This is a genomic window from Bradyrhizobium sp. RD5-C2, assembly GCF_019972155.1.
GTDB lineage: Bacteria > Pseudomonadota > Alphaproteobacteria > Rhizobiales > Xanthobacteraceae > Bradyrhizobium.
In genome coordinates this window covers 127,393-142,362 of the sequence record NZ_BOVL01000008.1, presented here as the reverse complement: position 1 = coordinate 142,362, position 14,970 = coordinate 127,393, and the positions used below count along the sequence as shown (strand labels likewise).

At 64.9% G+C, this 14,970-nt stretch carries 17 protein-coding genes and 1 pseudogene; 10 read left to right on the top strand and 8 right to left on the bottom strand.

The annotated features are described in order from the left end of the window. Window positions 1–17: 17 nt before the first annotated feature. Window positions 18–1,253 carry a lytic murein transglycosylase gene (locus BraRD5C2_RS08410; protein WP_223967819.1) on the bottom strand — a complete coding sequence of 412 codons (1,236 nt, stop codon included), beginning with the start codon at window positions 1,251–1,253 and terminating at the stop codon, window positions 18–20. A gap of 55 nt (window positions 1,254–1,308) precedes the next feature. Continuing rightward, window positions 1,309–1,881 carry a MarR family winged helix-turn-helix transcriptional regulator gene (locus BraRD5C2_RS08405; protein ID WP_223968050.1) on the bottom strand — a complete coding sequence of 191 codons (573 nt, stop codon included), beginning with the start codon at window positions 1,879–1,881 and terminating at the stop codon, window positions 1,309–1,311. A gap of 83 nt (window positions 1,882–1,964) precedes the next feature. Here BraRD5C2_RS08405 and BraRD5C2_RS08400 point away from each other — a divergent pair, with 83 nt between their 5' ends. The 4 genes from BraRD5C2_RS08400 (at window position 1,965) to BraRD5C2_RS08385 (ending at window position 4,617) form a co-directional block, all read left to right on the top strand. Beyond that, complete coding sequence (locus BraRD5C2_RS08400) at window positions 1,965–2,444, top strand: carboxymuconolactone decarboxylase family protein (protein WP_223967818.1); 480 nt, start codon at window positions 1,965–1,967, stop codon at window positions 2,442–2,444. Window positions 2,445–2,480: 36 nt separating this feature from the next. Then, a complete protein-coding gene (locus tag BraRD5C2_RS08395) occupies window positions 2,481–2,987 on the top strand; it encodes a cupin domain-containing protein (RefSeq protein WP_223967817.1) in 507 nt (168 codons plus the stop codon). Between the two features lie 194 nt (window positions 2,988–3,181). Beyond that, window positions 3,182–4,075 (top strand): dihydrodipicolinate synthase family protein, encoded by an 894-nt coding sequence (locus BraRD5C2_RS08390; protein WP_223967816.1) that lies wholly within the window; start codon window positions 3,182–3,184, stop codon window positions 4,073–4,075. A 119-nt stretch (window positions 4,076–4,194) separates the two neighbouring features. Then, complete coding sequence (locus BraRD5C2_RS08385) at window positions 4,195–4,617, top strand: chorismate mutase (protein ID WP_223967815.1); 423 nt, start codon at window positions 4,195–4,197, stop codon at window positions 4,615–4,617. A 190-nt stretch (window positions 4,618–4,807) separates the two neighbouring features. On the opposite strand, the gene BraRD5C2_RS08380 is transcribed toward BraRD5C2_RS08385, so the two are convergent. Then, window positions 4,808–6,394, bottom strand: coding sequence for a M23 family peptidase (locus tag BraRD5C2_RS08380; protein ID WP_223967814.1), 1,587 nt, complete (start codon window positions 6,392–6,394; stop codon window positions 4,808–4,810). A gap of 170 nt (window positions 6,395–6,564) precedes the next feature. Further along, window positions 6,565–7,131 (bottom strand): elongation factor P, encoded by a 567-nt coding sequence (efp, locus tag BraRD5C2_RS08375; protein ID WP_223967813.1) that lies wholly within the window; start codon window positions 7,129–7,131, stop codon window positions 6,565–6,567. A gap of 364 nt (window positions 7,132–7,495) precedes the next feature. Here efp and epmA point away from each other — a divergent pair, with 364 nt between their 5' ends. Genes epmA through BraRD5C2_RS08355 form a run of 4 tightly spaced genes read left to right on the top strand, consistent with a single transcriptional unit; the run spans window position 7,496 to window position 10,138 of the window. Further along, window positions 7,496–8,548: an EF-P lysine aminoacylase EpmA gene (epmA, locus tag BraRD5C2_RS08370; protein WP_223967812.1), complete on the top strand. Its 1,053-nt coding sequence runs from the start codon at window positions 7,496–7,498 to the stop codon at window positions 8,546–8,548. After that, window positions 8,545–9,636, top strand: a complete 1,092-nt coding sequence (locus BraRD5C2_RS08365; protein ID WP_223967811.1) for a lysine-2,3-aminomutase-like protein — start codon at window positions 8,545–8,547, stop codon at window positions 9,634–9,636. The genes epmA and BraRD5C2_RS08365 overlap by 4 nt, the downstream gene beginning before the upstream one ends. A gap of 6 nt (window positions 9,637–9,642) precedes the next feature. Next, window positions 9,643–9,855: a hypothetical protein gene (locus tag BraRD5C2_RS08360; protein WP_223967810.1), complete on the top strand. Its 213-nt coding sequence runs from the start codon at window positions 9,643–9,645 to the stop codon at window positions 9,853–9,855. A 22-nt stretch (window positions 9,856–9,877) separates the two neighbouring features. Continuing rightward, window positions 9,878–10,138: a hypothetical protein gene (locus BraRD5C2_RS08355; protein WP_092113899.1), complete on the top strand. Its 261-nt coding sequence runs from the start codon at window positions 9,878–9,880 to the stop codon at window positions 10,136–10,138. Between the two features lie 135 nt (window positions 10,139–10,273). Here the strand turns inward: BraRD5C2_RS08355 and BraRD5C2_RS08350 are convergent, their stop codons facing one another. The 4 genes and pseudogenes from BraRD5C2_RS08350 to BraRD5C2_RS08335 form a co-directional block, all read right to left on the bottom strand. Beyond that, the gene (locus BraRD5C2_RS08350; protein WP_223967809.1) at window positions 10,274–10,717 is read right to left on the bottom strand and encodes a VOC family protein; all 444 of its coding nucleotides are present in this window, start codon (window positions 10,715–10,717) and stop codon (window positions 10,274–10,276) included. Window positions 10,718–10,894: 177 nt separating this feature from the next. Continuing rightward, window positions 10,895–11,980: a 3-deoxy-7-phosphoheptulonate synthase gene (locus BraRD5C2_RS08345; RefSeq protein WP_223967808.1), complete on the bottom strand. Its 1,086-nt coding sequence runs from the start codon at window positions 11,978–11,980 to the stop codon at window positions 10,895–10,897. A gap of 235 nt (window positions 11,981–12,215) precedes the next feature. Next, window positions 12,216–12,311: pseudogene (locus tag BraRD5C2_RS08340) on the bottom strand (HdeD family acid-resistance protein); the annotation flags it as partial. Between the two features lie 81 nt (window positions 12,312–12,392). Continuing rightward, the gene (locus tag BraRD5C2_RS08335) at window positions 12,393–13,430 is read right to left on the bottom strand and encodes a PrsW family glutamic-type intramembrane protease (protein ID WP_223967807.1); all 1,038 of its coding nucleotides are present in this window, start codon (window positions 13,428–13,430) and stop codon (window positions 12,393–12,395) included. Window positions 13,431–13,800: 370 nt separating this feature from the next. Here BraRD5C2_RS08335 and BraRD5C2_RS08330 point away from each other — a divergent pair, with 370 nt between their 5' ends. Together BraRD5C2_RS08330 and BraRD5C2_RS08325 are read left to right on the top strand one after the other, a co-directional pair. Then, window positions 13,801–13,959: a hypothetical protein gene (locus tag BraRD5C2_RS08330; RefSeq protein WP_223967806.1), complete on the top strand. Its 159-nt coding sequence runs from the start codon at window positions 13,801–13,803 to the stop codon at window positions 13,957–13,959. After that, window positions 13,946–14,890: a sulfite exporter TauE/SafE family protein gene (locus BraRD5C2_RS08325; RefSeq protein ID WP_223967805.1), complete on the top strand. Its 945-nt coding sequence runs from the start codon at window positions 13,946–13,948 to the stop codon at window positions 14,888–14,890. Before BraRD5C2_RS08330 ends, BraRD5C2_RS08325 begins: the two co-directional genes overlap by 14 nt. Window positions 14,891–14,970: the final 80 nt, after the last annotated feature.

The following is a 14,970-nucleotide window of genomic DNA, read 5'->3' as shown; positions in this document are numbered from 1 at the left end:
GCAATGACAGTGGCTGGCTAACCGCCTTGACGTAACCGCGCCAACACCTTGAGCCCGCCGTACCCGTCAGCGGGCAACAGGCCTGTCTTGGTCTGGAAATCCTTGATCGCCTGCATGGTGTCGTTGCCGACGCGGCCGTCGGTGCCGCCGGTGTCGAAGCCCGCCTTGGTCAGCCTCGTCTGCATCTCCTGCACCTCGGCGAGCGTCAGCGCGCGCTCCGAGCCCGGGAACGGCTGGATGAAGGGCGGTCCGCCGAGACAGCGGTCGCCGAGATGGCAGATCGCCAGCGCATAGTTCATCGACGGATTGTAGCTCTTCACCGAATTGAAGTTCGGGCCGAGCAGGAAAGCGGGACCGCCCGCGACCGGGATCCAGAGCTGCGCCGACGCGTTCGGCTGCGGGAACGGCTGGCCGTCGGCGCGGGTCACGCCGGCGCTGGCCCAGGCCGCGTAGGTGCGGCTGCCGCCGGCGCCGCCGCCGGGCGCACGGACCTCGTAGCCCCAGTGCTCGCCACGATGCCATTTGCCGCGATTGACGAGATATTTCGCAGTCGAACCCAGCGCGTCGTCGGGGCGGCCGAACGGCGAGACCTTGCCGTCGCCGTCATAGTCGAAGCCGACATTGAGCCAGACTTCCGGCATCCACTGCGAATGGCCCATCGCGCCGGCCCAGGAGCCGTTCATCTCGGCCGGCGTGCTCCAGCCGCGCTGCACGATCTTCATCGCGTTGATCAGCTCGGTCTCCCAATAGGCCTTGCGGCGCGGCTCGTTCCAGGCGAGCGCGGCAAGCGAGGGAAACACCGGTGTCATGTGGTTCTGCTGCACCAGCGGATCGCCATAGGCTGATTCGACGCCCCACAGCGCGAGCAGCGTGCCGCGCTCGACGCCGAAGTCGCGCTCGATCCGCGCGAACAGCGCCTCGTTCTTCTTTAGAGCCTCGCGGCCGTGGATGACCCGCCAGTCGGAGACGCGGCGGTTGATGTACTGCCAGATCTGCTCGTGGAATTCGGGCTGGTTGCGCATCTGCTTGAACACGCTCATGTCGGGCTCGACCGGCGCCATGCAGCGATTCCAGGTCGCCTCCGAAACGCCCTTTGCCAGTGCGCGGGCGCGAAAATTGTCGCGCCACTGGTCGAATCCCGGAGGCGCGGCCGCCAACGCGCCGAGCCGCGTGCCGAGCGTCATGCCAGCCGCGAGCGCCGCCTTCAGGACGGCGCGGCGGGCAGGGAATTTCAAAGAATCAGGCTGTTTCATTCGGCCAGTGTAGCGGCGCCGATCGGGTGAGCCAAAAGCCACGCCGCCGCAGGAGCTATGTATCCTGCAAATCTGTGGCGATTTTTGACAGCCATTGCCGGACCATCTGCTCCGACTTGCTATCGAGGCCGGTGGCGAGCCTGCGCTCCTGGGCCTGGGCGATATGCCGGCATTTCTCCAAGAGCGTGGTTCCATGGCCGGTCAGCGTCCATTGCAGCACCCGGCCGTGGACCGGATGCGGTGTCTTGCGGATCGCGCCGTCGCGCTCGAGGTTGCGGATGATCACGCTCACGGTCTGTGGCGTCAGCAGCGCGACCCGGGCCAGATCGGCGCCCGAGAGCCCCGGATAGGCCTTCAGCATTGTCAGCACGACGAATTGCGGGGAGGTGACGCCGAGGCCCGCCAGCTCGCGCTCCATCGACAGCCGTGAGGCCGCATGCGCCTGACGCAGCAGGTAGGCGAGATAGCCCTGTTCGCCCCGCTTGCCTTCGCCGGGCGGCGGGACGGCGGAGGCGGGCGGGGCGTCTGCGGCCGATCCTGTCCCGATCGCTGCCTTGCGCGCCGCCGCTTTCCCCGCCTGCCGCCGCTCGGCGGCACCGGATTTCCCTCGTTTCTGCATTCCCGCCATGTTGCCTTCGCGAATGTCTGCGTCTTGCTCCATATCAGAGCTCTGATAATATGTCAGTATACTGATAACATGAGGCCACGCCAATGTCACATGCCCGCAAGGAATATACCGACTTCGAGAAGCTCGCCCCCGATGTCTTCGCCGTCGTGCGTGACCTCGGCCAGTTCGCGGCGAAGGCCGGTCTCGACAAGCAGCTGCTCGAACTGGTCAAGCTGCGCGCCTCGCAGATCAACGGCTGCGCCTTCTGCGTGCAGTATCACATCATGCAGGGCGAGAGCCTCGGCGTACCCGTCGACAAGCTCAACCTCGTCGTGGTGTGGCGCGAGGCGCCGCAGTTCTCGGCGCGCGAGCGCGCGGCGCTGGCCTGGACCGAAGCGCTGACGACTATGCCGAACGGCGTCAGCGACGCGGTCTATGCCGAGGCCGCCGCCGAATTCTCCGAAAAGGAGCTGACCTACCTGACCTCGGCGATCGCTTCGATCAATGTCTGGAACCGGTTCGGCGCCGCCTATCGCTGGACGCCGCCGCCGCGCCGGCAGCGGGCGGCCGCGGCAGCTTCGTGAGACTGAACAAACAGCAATTGACAGGGAGAACGACCGATGACCTCGATAGCGATGACACCATCTCTTTCATACGCGCGGCCGCCGCGGGCGGTCTGGCTGGCCGTGATTGCGGGGCTGGCGTCAGCTTTCGTAATCGGCAAGGCCTTGCCGACCCCGATGGATGCGATCGCCGCTGTGATCGCACCACTCTGTGCGAGTGCCAACGCGGCGTCGCCGCTCGACAAGGTCGAGGTCATCACCTCGCACGCGCTGCCCAACGTGCCGGGCAAGCGTGTCACCGTCGTGCGCGTGTTCTACGGTCCCGGCGGCTTCACGCCGCCGCACCGCCATTCGGGTACGGTGACGGCCTACATCACCAAGGGCGAGATCCGTTCCCAGCTCGGCGGGGGGCCGGTCGAGACCTTCAAGGTCGGCCAGTCCTTCTTCGAGCCGCCGGGCTCGACCCACATGGTCTCGGCCAATGCCAGCACCACGGAGCCGGCGGAACTGATCGCGGTGTTCGTCGCGGACGAAGGCGCACAGCTGACCACGATGCTGGAATAGCCACCGGCAATTCCGATCGACGCCGGCCCAATTCCAGAGACCGCAGCGCCACCGCGCACTGGGCCAGTTTGCTGTGAAGTCCACAGCAAACTGGACCTTGCAAGCAGAATTGGGCGCGGTGATTGATAGCGCGGCGGTGACGACCGCGATGCGATTTCGCCGCTCGTGCGGCGGTCACCAGATAGGAGCAACCGATGGTCAATCTCAAGGGGCTTTCCGCCTTCCCGATCACGCCCTCGAACAGGGATGGGCAGGTCGACGCGGGAGCGCTTCGCGCCTTGCTGGAGCCCTTGATTGCGGCCAAGGTGGATTCGATCGGGCTGCTCGGAAGCACCGGTTCATATCCGTATTTCAGCCGCGACGAGCGACGGCGTGCCGTGCAGGTGGCTGCCGCGCTCGCCGATGGCAAGACGCCGCTCCTGGTCGGCGTCGGCGCGCTGCGCACCGATGATGCGGTGAAGCTTGCGCAGGATGCACGGGATGCCGGCGCGGCGGCAGGCCTGCTGGCGCCGGTCTCCTATACGCCGCTGACCGATGACGAGGTCTTCGAGCACTTTCAAACGGTGGCGCGTGAAAGCGGATTGCCGATCTGCATCTACGACAATCCGGGCACGACGCACTTTCGATTCACGCCGGCCTTGGTCGGCCGCTTGAGTCACGTTGCAGGAATCGTGGCGGTGAAGAGTCCCGCGCTGGACGCTGCCGCAGTGCCGGGCCATATCGCCGAATTGCGCGCCGTCGTACCGAGCGGCTTTTCGTTGGGTTACAGTGCCGACTGGAATTGCACCGAGGCGCTGCTGGCGGGGGGCGAGACCTGGTACAGCGTGCTCGCAGGAGTTTTTCCCAGGGTTTGTGTTGACATCGCCCGTGCTGTGGCAAGTGGAGATGCCGCCAGGGCGCGGCAGCTTGACGCGCACCTGCAACCGATCTGGCAGTTGCTCAAGACATTCTCGAGCGTGCGGGTCGCCTACGCGATCGCGAATCTCAGAGGGATCTGTGCGGCCGAGCCTCCGCGTCCGATCCTGCCACTGCCTCCTGATGCCCAGAAGAAGGTCGGTGAAGTGTTGGCTGGAATGGAGATAGGCTGATCGCATCGATCAGCTTCGCAATGGGAGCCGCGGTCGCTCCACCGCCATCGTGGCTTCCATCCGCGCATAAAATCGGCTTAACAATCGCCCGTCGTGCTCGGCTTTTTGGGAGGCGTTCGATGCGATTGCCGGTGGTTCTGTTGACACTTCTGATCCCTGCGGTGGCGTGGGCCGAGGAACCCGCGACCAACGCGCCGGCGTTGTGGGGCAGTCCCATCGTCGACAACGGCGCCTGCTGCAAGACGCTCGGCGAGGTGCGCAGCAATATCGATCGGCTCGACCGCGAGATCGTGCGCCTGATGGCCGAGCGCGGCCGCTACGTCCATGAAGCCGCCCGCTTCAAGGCCAACCCCGCGCAGGTCGAAGCGCCGGAGCGCGCCGAGGCAGTGGTGAAGAAGGCGATGGCGCTGGCGGAAGCGGACGGGCTGTCGCCCAAGGTTGCGGAAGCCGCATATCGCGCAATGGTCCGCGCTTTCATCGACTACGAGCAGGGCATCTTCGCCGATGCCGCGGCACGCGGCGATACGCCCTGGAAGAAATAGGCAGACGCGGCTCTCCATGGCCCCAAGGGCGAGCGGCGTTTGCACGATTTCGGAATAATGGAATAATGCCGCTGAGTTGCCCGACGTGTCAAGTTGCCGTGCCTGATGGCGGCAGCCGTCGGCTACTTTGCATGGGGTTGTTTTCGATATTTTGGCAGTGCGCCCCGAACCGGTGCCCACGTCGCTCGCGCTAATTGCCGCCGCCTTCCTGGGTGTCGATGCGATGCACGACGTCGTCGGGCAGGGCGTGCGCCACCGCGGCCGCAGGTCCGGGCTCCGGTCCGATCTCGCGGCCGCGGCCGCGGATCAGCCGCTCATAGGCCGACACCAGCGTGGTGTAGGGATTGACCCAGAGCCAGCCGTCGCGCGTGAACACCTGCACGTCGAAATGCAGATGCCGTGACGTGCCGTTGGGATGGTCGAGATAGTTCGAGACCACGCCGATCTTCTCGCCCTCGCTGAGGCGGCGTCCGTTGAGCAGGCCGTCGGCATCCATCACGGACGGGTTCATGTGCATGTAGCGGAAGCGGACGTGCTCGGTGCTTGTGTTGACCTGCAATGTCGCGGCCTGCTGCTGCGTCGAGCGGATCACGATACTGTCGCGCACCGCGACGACCGCCTGCTGCCTGGGATCGCAACCGTCCTTGCTGTCGGCCGGACACGCGCCCGGCCTGATATCCTGGCCCTGATGGCCGTAGCCGCTGGCGCATTGGCCGACCTCGAAGCTGCGCGCCTCGCAGAAATTGTCCTGCCAGGGATACTCGTCGACGGTCGCGCCCGCCTTGCGCCTGGCGAAGGACTGCGAGTGCGCGAAGGCCGGCGCCTTGTCGAGCGGAAAGCGGATCTGCGAGTACACCGTGAAGTCGGCGTGGCCACCCTGCTGCCTGCGGCCGCCGCTGCCTGCGACGATGTCGCCGCTCGGGCGGTAGGTGAAGTCAGCCGATTGGACCATCGGCCGTTCGGCGATGCCGGAGGCGATGTCGCTGCGCGGCCGCGACGGTTGCCCGCCGGCGATGCGCAACGCCTTCAGGAAGCGCTCGGCCACCGGATAAGCCTCGCGGCAGGCCAGCCGCTTCGGCCGCGGCGCGCTGTCGAGGCACTGGATCGAGACGACATAGGGAACCCCGAAGCGGGTGAAGGCGTAGCGCACATAGCCTTCGCGGATGAAGCGGCGCAGGTCGGGAAACTGCGCGGCCAGCGTCTTGACCGGTTCGCCCTTGCCGGCGAGCCGGTCGGCGAGGTCGTAGACCAGAATCGAGCCCGAGATCTGCACCTCGACCGGCTTTGCAAACGTCCGCGGCGGCATGCCGTCGCCGGCACCCGGGTCGAGCGAGAACACCGCGTCATAGCCGGACGCGCCGGCATGGAAGACATCGGCCGCGCGGAAGTCGGCCTGGTAGCGTGCGACCGACAGGCCGGCCGCTGCGCCGTTCTGTCGTGCGTCGAGATAGCTTGCGGGGTCGAAAGGCAGCAGCACCGGGATCGGGCTCTGCGCAATGCCGGGGAACAGCGGTGACGTCACCGCGTTCAGCTGCACCAGCGCGGGCGTTGACCGCGGATCGGTGGCCGGGACGCGGCGTTGTCCGGCGAAGGTGAAGCTGGAGGCGATGGCCGGATGGGTGGTGATCTCTTGCCGGAGCTGGTCGAGCACGGAGCGCCATTCGACCCGCATGGCCGAGATCGAGGGCGTCCGGAATTCGTCGGCATGAGCGCCGGGAGGAGGCAAGAGCAGGGCTGCCAGCCAGCAACTGATGAAGCTGACGACCTTCCTGTTCACTGCACTCCCCGATTCATGGCTGATCGCAAGAGATTAGAGCAAGTTCCGGAAAAGTGCGTAGCAGTTTTCCGGAAAATTTGAGCTTGAACAAACAACCTGATGCGCGGTGATGATTCATCACGACTGCCACCGCGCGTTCGGCGCTCAATCCTTCTGCTCAATCCTTCCTCTTAATCCTTGGCGCGCTCGACGTAGGAGCCGTCCTCGGTCATGACGACGATGCGCGTGCCGGTGGCAACGTGCGGCGGCACGCCGGTGCGGATGCCGTTGGACAGCATCGCGGGCTTGTACGACGACGAGGCGGTCTGCCCCTTGGTGACGGGCTCGGTCTCCACCACTTCCAGCGTCACGCGCTGCGGCAGCTGGATCGCGACCGGATTGCCGTCGTGCATCGACAGCTTCACGGTCATGTTCTCCTGCAAATACGGCGACGACGAACCGACGATCTCCTTGGAGACCTGGACCTGGTCGTAGTTGTCGTTGTTCATGAAGTGGAAGCCGTCGGCGTCTTCATAGAGGTAGTTGTAGTTGTGGTCCTCGACGGTGGCCTTCTCGACCTGGTCGGTGGTCTTGTAGCGCTCCGACACCTTCACGCCGTCGCCGATGCGGCGCATTTCGATCTGGCTGACGGGGGTGCCCTTGCCGGGATGAATGTTTTCGGCGGAGAGGACCACATAGAGCTTGCCATCCTGCTCGATGATGTTGCCCTTGCGGATGGAACTGGCGATGACTTTCAAAGGTGTTTTCCTGAATTTGAGAAGCGGGGGCGCAAACCGGACCGGCAGCCCCTCGGCCGTGGCGGCGATTTCGGGCTGCAACATACTGATTTGTCCCTGAGATGCCAGCCTTTTGCGGCCGAATTCGGTAGTTTGCCGGCCGTTCCCGCCGCCCGAATTCGGGCCGCTTGCCGAGGTTCAGCCGAGGCTGCACATGGACAATGCCGGCTTCTTTCGACAAGAAGGGACCCGCTTTGCTGCGTTCCACTGAGACCAAGGCCGTGCCGACCATGTATTTGTATGGAATCAAGGATTTGCGCCCGGCTCTTCATTCGGGGCGGTGGCTTGCTAATGTTGAATCAGCATCCGCAGGGCCGGCCGGCCGATGACAACCCATGACCAGCCATCGCCCTGGTGGACGCCGTCGCGCTACGCCGACCGCAGGCCGTTCCTGCAGGCGCGGACCGCGATCACGCGGGCGCTCCGGGCCTGGTTCGAGGAGCAGGGTTTTGCCGAGGTCGAGACCGCCATCCTGCAGATCTCGCCGGGCAATGAGACCCATCTGCACGCCCCCCGTACCGAACTCAGGCAGGCCGATGGCGCATCGGCGCCACGCTATCTGCGCACCTCTCCCGAGTTCGCCTGCAAGAAGCTGCTCGCGGCCGGCGAGCCCAAGATCTACGAGTTCGCGCGGGTGTTCCGCGATCGCGAGCGCGGCGACCTGCATCTGCCCGAATTCACCATGCTGGAATGGTATCGCGCCAATGCCGGTTATGACGCCATCATGGCCGACACGATCGTCGTGATCGCCCATGCCGCGCAGGCGACCGGGATTGGTCGGTTTTCCTTCCGCGGCAAGATCGCCGACCCCTTTGCCGAGCCGGAGCTGCTGACGGTTGCCGCAGGTTTCGAGCGCTTCGCCGGCATCGACCTGCTGGCGACGATCTCGGGTGGGGAGGGCGACCGCGCGGCGCTGGCGTCAGCCGCGCGCGAGCGGGTGCGGATCGCCGATGACGACACCTGGTCGGACATCTTCAGCAAGGTGCTGGTCGAGCATGTCGAGCCCAATCTCGGACAGGGCCGCCTGACGGTGCTGTTCGAATACCCGTCGCCCGAGGCCGCGCTGGCGCGCACCAGGGCGGGCGAACCTCGCGTCGCCGAGCGGTTCGAGGTCTATGCCTGCGGGGTCGAGCTTGCCAACGGCTTTGGCGAGTTGACCGACGCGGCCGAGCAGCGCCATCGTTTCACCGTAGCCATGGACGAGAAGGCCCGCCGTTACGGCGAGCGCTATCCGCTCGACGACGATTTCCTTGCCGCCGTCGGCCAGATGCCCGAGGCGAGCGGCGTCGCGCTCGGCTTCGACCGGCTGGTGATGCTGGCGAGCGGCGCGCCACGAATTGACCAGGTGGTTTGGACGCCGCCTGCAGGAGAGACATGAACGGGATCGATCCGAAACTGGCGGCAACGCTGCGCCAGCCGCGCGAGCTGGCCGATGCCGGCCTCGTGCCGGTCGCAGCACTTGCTGAGCTCGAACAGGTGGCCGCGCGCTACGCAGTCGCGGTGACGCCGGAGCTCGCGGCGTTGATCGATCCGGCCGACGCCAACGACCCGATCGCGCGGCAGTTCATCCCGAGCGCTGACGAGCTCGTGGAGCAGCCGGGTGAGAACGCCGATCCGATCGGCGACGATGCGCATTCGCCGGTCGCAGGCATCGTGCATCGCTATCCGGACAGGGTGTTGTTCAAGCTCGTCCATGTCTGCGCGGTCTATTGCCGGTTCTGTTTCCGGCGTGAAATGGTCGGGCCGGGCAAGGCCTCGGCCTTGTCCGATGACGCCTACCGCGCGGGACTGGAGTACATCCGTACCCATCAAGAAGTCTGGGAAGTCATCCTGACCGGCGGCGATCCCTTGATGCTGTCGCCGCGCCGGCTGTCCGAGATCATGGCCGATCTCGCCGGCATCGATCATGTGAAGATCATCCGCCTGCACAGCCGTGTACCGATCGCCGATCCCGGACGCATCAATCCCGACATGATCGCGGCGCTGCGGGTTGCGGGGGCGACGACCTGGATCGCGATCCACGCCAACCATCCGCGCGAGCTGGGCGCCAATGCCCGTGCCGCCTGCGCGCGCCTTGCCGACGCCGGCATTCCGCTGGTGAGCCAGTCCGTCCTGCTGCGCGGCGTCAACGACGATGCTGCGACGCTCGCGGCGCTGATGCGCGCTTTCGTCGAATGCCGGATCAAGCCCTATTATCTGCATCACGGCGACCTTGCACCGGGCACCGCGCATTTGCGCACCACGATCGAAGCCGGGCAGGAATTGATGCGGGCGTTGCGCGGGCGCGTCTCCGGACTGTGCCAGCCGGATTACGTGCTCGACATCCCCGGCGGCTACGGCAAGGCGCCGATCGGCCCGACCTATTTGTCGCAGCCGGCTTCCCGCGAAGGTGAAGATCCGCTGGAACGGCAGTACCGTATCGTCGATTATTGCGGTGACGTTCATCTTTACCCGCCGCAACCGTGAGCCGCGATGAGCGGGGCCGGGGACGGACGGCAGGAGCCGCCCGACGACGAGGGCAGCCGCAGCATGGAAAATGCTGTGATGTTCGGCTTCTTTGTGGTGCTGGTCGCGGCGGGAATCTGGCTCCTTGGCACGATGGCCGATATACGGAAGGTTCAGGATTGCGCAGCGCAGGGGCGACGCAACTGTGCTACCGTCGAGGTGCCGGAACGGGCGCAATAGGGTTGAGAAGCGGAGACGCGAGATGCGGAAGACTGTTTTGTTGATGGCTCTGATGATGGTTGGAGCGCCCCAGGTTGGAACGTCCCAGGCATGGGCGCAGCAACAGGGCGGTTCGTCCTCCATGCAGAAGAACGCGCCGCTGCCGGAGGCGCCGGTCGGACATCGTCAGCCGCGCCGCGGCGACGTTGGCAACGAGAAGAATATCAGCGATCCGAACAGCACGGCGAACAAGGAAGACGCTGCGCTCGACAAGAAGATCAAGAGCATCTGCCGCGGCTGCTAGGCCAGCAGCAGCGCCGGCACGGTGCCGGATTTACGCATGAGCGGCACAGGCATCACGCGACAATGTGTGGGGGCAAAGCTTTGCGCCCCCTCCTGCGCCGTTCGAAAGCGCTAAATCCTCACTCTGGGCGATCGGCTAGCCATACTTGAGGGTGGTGCTCTGTCCCACCTCGATAAGATAGCCATCGGGATCACGGATGTAGCAGCGCCACTCACCGTACTTCTCCAACGGCTCCGTGATGAACTCGGCTCCTCGGGCTTTCCATAGGTGATAGCAGGCTTGAATGTCCGCAACGCGGATATTCAGGAAACTGTTGATGCGGTTCGGGTCCGGAACGCTGAGCGATACCGTCGGCTTGTCCGGTGTGGGTCCGCCCCCGACGTTCAAAATCATCCAGATATTTGCGAGCTGAAGGTACCCTGGCGCGTTGCCGTCTCCGAGGCTCAGAATGCGTGCGTCGAAAACCTTTTCGTAGTAGCGAGCCGATCGCTCGATGTCGGCAACGGTGAGAAATTGCGCTATGCTGATCCCCTCCTGCGGGGGCATCTCGTAGCTCTTCTGCTCGATGTTTACGCCCATTGGGAACTCCTTTTCCGATCCAGAGCCCAGCGGCCATTAGACACCCTAAACCCGTCGTATGGCACCCCAATTGTGCGCCTCGCGCTTGAACGGGTACCAACTCGCCAATGCCTCGGAGAGCTAGCGGAGCGCGATCTGGTGCGCACCGCTAGCAAGCACTCAATCCGTCCGGCCGCGTCAGGCCGAACGCTCCTGCAGACCATCACGCCGCACGCTGCGCCTCGCGTCGACGGCATCGGCCAGCTGCTTCAAGACGTCAGCCGTCGTCGCGAGGTCGATGCAGCCGTCGGTGATGCTCTGTCCGTAGGTCAGCGGCTTGCCCGGCACGACGTCCTGGCGTCCCGTGACAAGGTTGCTCTCGACCATCACGCCGATGATGCGCTGTTCGCCGCTTGCGACCTGCTGGGCGATGTCAGCGGCAACCAGCGGCTGGTTCTCCGGCTTCTTGCTGCTGTTGGCGTGGCTGGTGTCGATCATCAGCCGCGGCGCGACACCGGCGTGGCCGAGCTCGGCGGCGGCCGCATCGACGCTCGCTGCATCATAGTTCGGCGCCCGGCCGCCGCGCAGGATGACGTGGCAGTCCTCGTTGCCGCTGGTCGCAGCGATCGCCGAACGGCCGCCCTTGGTGACCGCCATGAAGTGATGCGGGTGCGACGCCGATTTCACCGCGTCCGCCGCGATCCGCACGCCACCGTCGGTGCTGTTCTTGAAGCCGACCGGGCAGGACAGGCCGGACGCCAGCTCGCGATGGATCTGGCTCTCGGTGGTGCGCGCGCCGATCGCGGCCCACGAAACCAGATCGGCGATGTATTGCGGCGTCGTCATATCGAGGAATTCGGTGCCGGCCGGCAGGCCGAGATTGTTCACGGCCGACAGCACGTTGCGTGCGAGCCGCAGGCCCTTGTTGATGTCGAAGCTGTTATCGAGGTCGGGATCGTTGATCAGGCCCTTCCAGCCGACGGTGGTGCGCGGCTTCTCGAAATAGACCCGCATCACGATCTCGAGGCGGTCGGCGAACTGCTCGCGCAAGGTCGCGAGACGCTCGGCGTAATCGACGGCCGCCGCGGGATCGTGGATGGAGCAAGGGCCGACGACGACCAGCAGGCGGTCATCGGTGCCGTTGAGGATCGCGTGGATGGCGTTGCGGGCGCCCATCACGACGCGGGTCGCCGTCAGGGTGCGCGGGACCTCCCGCATCACCTCTTCGGGCGTACTCAGCTCTTTCAGTTCCTTGATGCGAAGATCGTCTGTCGTACTCAACACGGCTGGCTCCTTTGGATTTTTCGGACCTGCCGGCACAAAAAAGCCGCCAGGTCTGGCGGCTTGTTTTGGACGTTTGCTGCAATTCTTCAGATTGAGCGCGATCCTCCTGCCGCCAGCGAGCTGTCGTAGCTAAAGTACCAAAAATAGCTGGTGGCGACGGTGATCATGGGCGGCTCTATAGCGCAGGGATTTTTGCCTGTCACCCCCAAAATCCGCGAGGGCAGCCAGTTGGCCGTCAGGTGTTGCGCGCCGCCAACGCCATACCTATCAGCGTCGCCCCGCCGAACATCAGATTGAGACCGACCAGGAGGCCGATCGCCCATCCCGCCGAGATCGTTGGACAGGGTCATCGCGGCTCTCCAAAGCAACCAAAGAGTCTGCAACGGCAAAGTCTGCGAGCGTGCGGCGTATCCTAGCTCTGGCCCGGCGCCGACGGAAAGCCCTCCGCGGCGGTCCGCATCCGGTTGCGGCCGAGGAAATAGACGGCAGTGGTCGCGATCAGCAGCGCCAGTCCGATCAGGATCGAGGTGAAACCGATCGGGACCAGGATGAACGACGCATTGCGCTCGGGGTTGACGTACCAGTGATGCAGCGAGGTGAGCAGGAAGGCGACCCCGGCAAAGCCGGTGCCACCGCCGACCAAGAGCAGTGCCCACATCCGCCGCAACTGGCTCAATCGCTCGCGCGCAACGTCCGTGCGCGGGGCATGATGCCTGCCGAGGCGGCGCACCAGGCGGATTGCGAAGCCGATCGAGGAGAAGCCGATCAGCACGCTGGCCGAACCAAGCAGCAGGTGCGTGGTCGAGCTGAGATCAGGAATGCGCTGCAGCGCGAGCAGCGGAAAATCGAATGCTGCGTGCAGCAAGACCGGAGCGACCAGCACCAGCGTCCAGTTGGTGATGCGCGCCCAGTCGCGGTGGCCCCGGTAGGCGCCGAGCGCGCCGCCGGAGCGCGCGATCGCGAGGTAAGCGCCGGCGATGATGCCGAGGGCGCCGTGGAACGGCACCGTGAGCACGCTGCGCAACGCCGCGAGCGCCCGCCACATGTCCTTGTGCTGGACGAGGTAGGCGAGGTTCTCGTAAGCCGCAAATCCGAGGCCCGCGGCCGCGCCATAGACCACCGTATCCATCGGATCTGCGAAGGCGCGTCGGCGCGTCGAGATCACGACAATGACGAGAACCTTGACGATCTCCTCCGGCGCTGCGACGCCGAACAGCGCGCGGACCGCCTGCGTCGCCCAGGGATTGTCGGGAATGGCGAGCAGCGCATTGAACGGAATTCGCGCCAGGCCGAGCAGCGAGATGCTGGCCGCGCCGAGCACGAAGGCGAGCCACACCTGCACCGGCGGTCCGGGGCGTTCGTCGGCGGCAATCACGAGCCACAACACCAGCAGGGCGGGCGCGATGGCGGCGGCGCCAATCACAGTCGGAAGCGACTCAAGCAACAACATGAGCCGGACGGCCCCTTTTATGGCACCAAAGCGATGCGTACCGAAGAAATGGCAGCAAGTTCAGCGGATTGCAAATCGGGCAATTGGGGAAATCGGCTCGGCTGACGCCCATCTCGTGTCCAATATGCCACGGTTGCCGGCGAAAGCGCGGCGCGGGCCTCGATCGGCTGAAAGCAGAGGGCGGCGACCGGCTGCCGGGCAGTTCCTGACGGCGAAAACGCCCCTGCGGCGTTCCAGGCGCAGTGCCCAGTACCCGAGCCGTGATCGGGTGACGATCTGTCGGTCCAGCCAGCTTGCTTGAATGCCGCGAGCCGCGCGGCGATGTCGTGCCGGAGTGAGATGGGGGCGCATCGACAAGGTGGCTCACGGCATGACGAGGTCGTCGACCCGTGGATCGGGCGAACTTCACGGCGCGTGGCCGTGGCACGACGTGGCGGCGGCAAGTTTCGGCACCGCGCCTGTTTCCATGGGCTATAATGTCGCGGGCAAAGCGACTGATCCGGTAAAAGCCAAAGATGTCTTCGATTGATTCTGCTGTGATCGTTCTTGCCGTGATCGCCCTGTTTGCGGCCTTTGTGAACGGTGCGCTGGGTTACGGGTTTTCCTCGCTCACCGTGCCGGTCGCGCTTGTCTTCTATACCAACCGCGTTCTCAATCCTGCGGTCGTCATCGTCGAAGTCTTCGTCAACCTGTATGTTCTGTGCATCAACCTGAGCGGCGTTCCGGCCGTGTGGCGGCGCGTGCTGCCTATTCTCATCGGCATGCTGCCCGGCATTGCAGTCGGCGCCTTTGCTCTGACGTCACTGCAACCCGGCTGGATCAAATTCGCCACCTACTCGATCATTCTGCCGCTGATCCTGCTGCAGGCGGCCGGTTGGCGGAAGCCGATCCAGTCGAGATGGCTCGTCGGTTTGCCATTCGGAACGGCGCTCGGGGTCCTGTACTCGGTCACGACCATCTCGGGACCGCCGCTGGCGATCCTTTTCAACAATCAGGGCCTGGTCAAAGACGAGTTTCGGGCCGGCCTCGCGCTGGTTCGGGTGACAGAGTCCGGCTTGACCGCGATCGCGTACTACAAGCTCGGTCTGTTCATCGAAGAGAGCCGGAGCATCTTGTTCGTGCTCGTTCCCTGCGTGGTCGTTGGCATTCCGTTCGGTGCCTGGCTGATCCGGCGGCTGGATGCCGAGACGTTTCGCCGGATCTGCATGAGCTTTGATGCGTGGGTCGTCGGATTCGGACTGTCTCGCGTGTTGGTCGAAGTGAAGCTGGTGGAAAGCCCGTGGGCCTACAGCGTCATGGCCGCAACGATCCTGATCGACGTCTGCTTGTTGTACGTGTTCTTCACCGTGCGGAGAGGGACCGCGCAGGGCTCACATGCGTTGGCTCCGCAGAGATCCGGAATCGGCGCGGCCCAACCTGATGGCGACAATGCCGCGGGGCGGCGTTCGCAAGGTGGCTAGAGCGCTTTCGGTTCTGATTGAATCAGAACCGAAGCTCTGGATTCTTGTTTTGACGCGTTTTCTTCACGCGAACCGGTGGT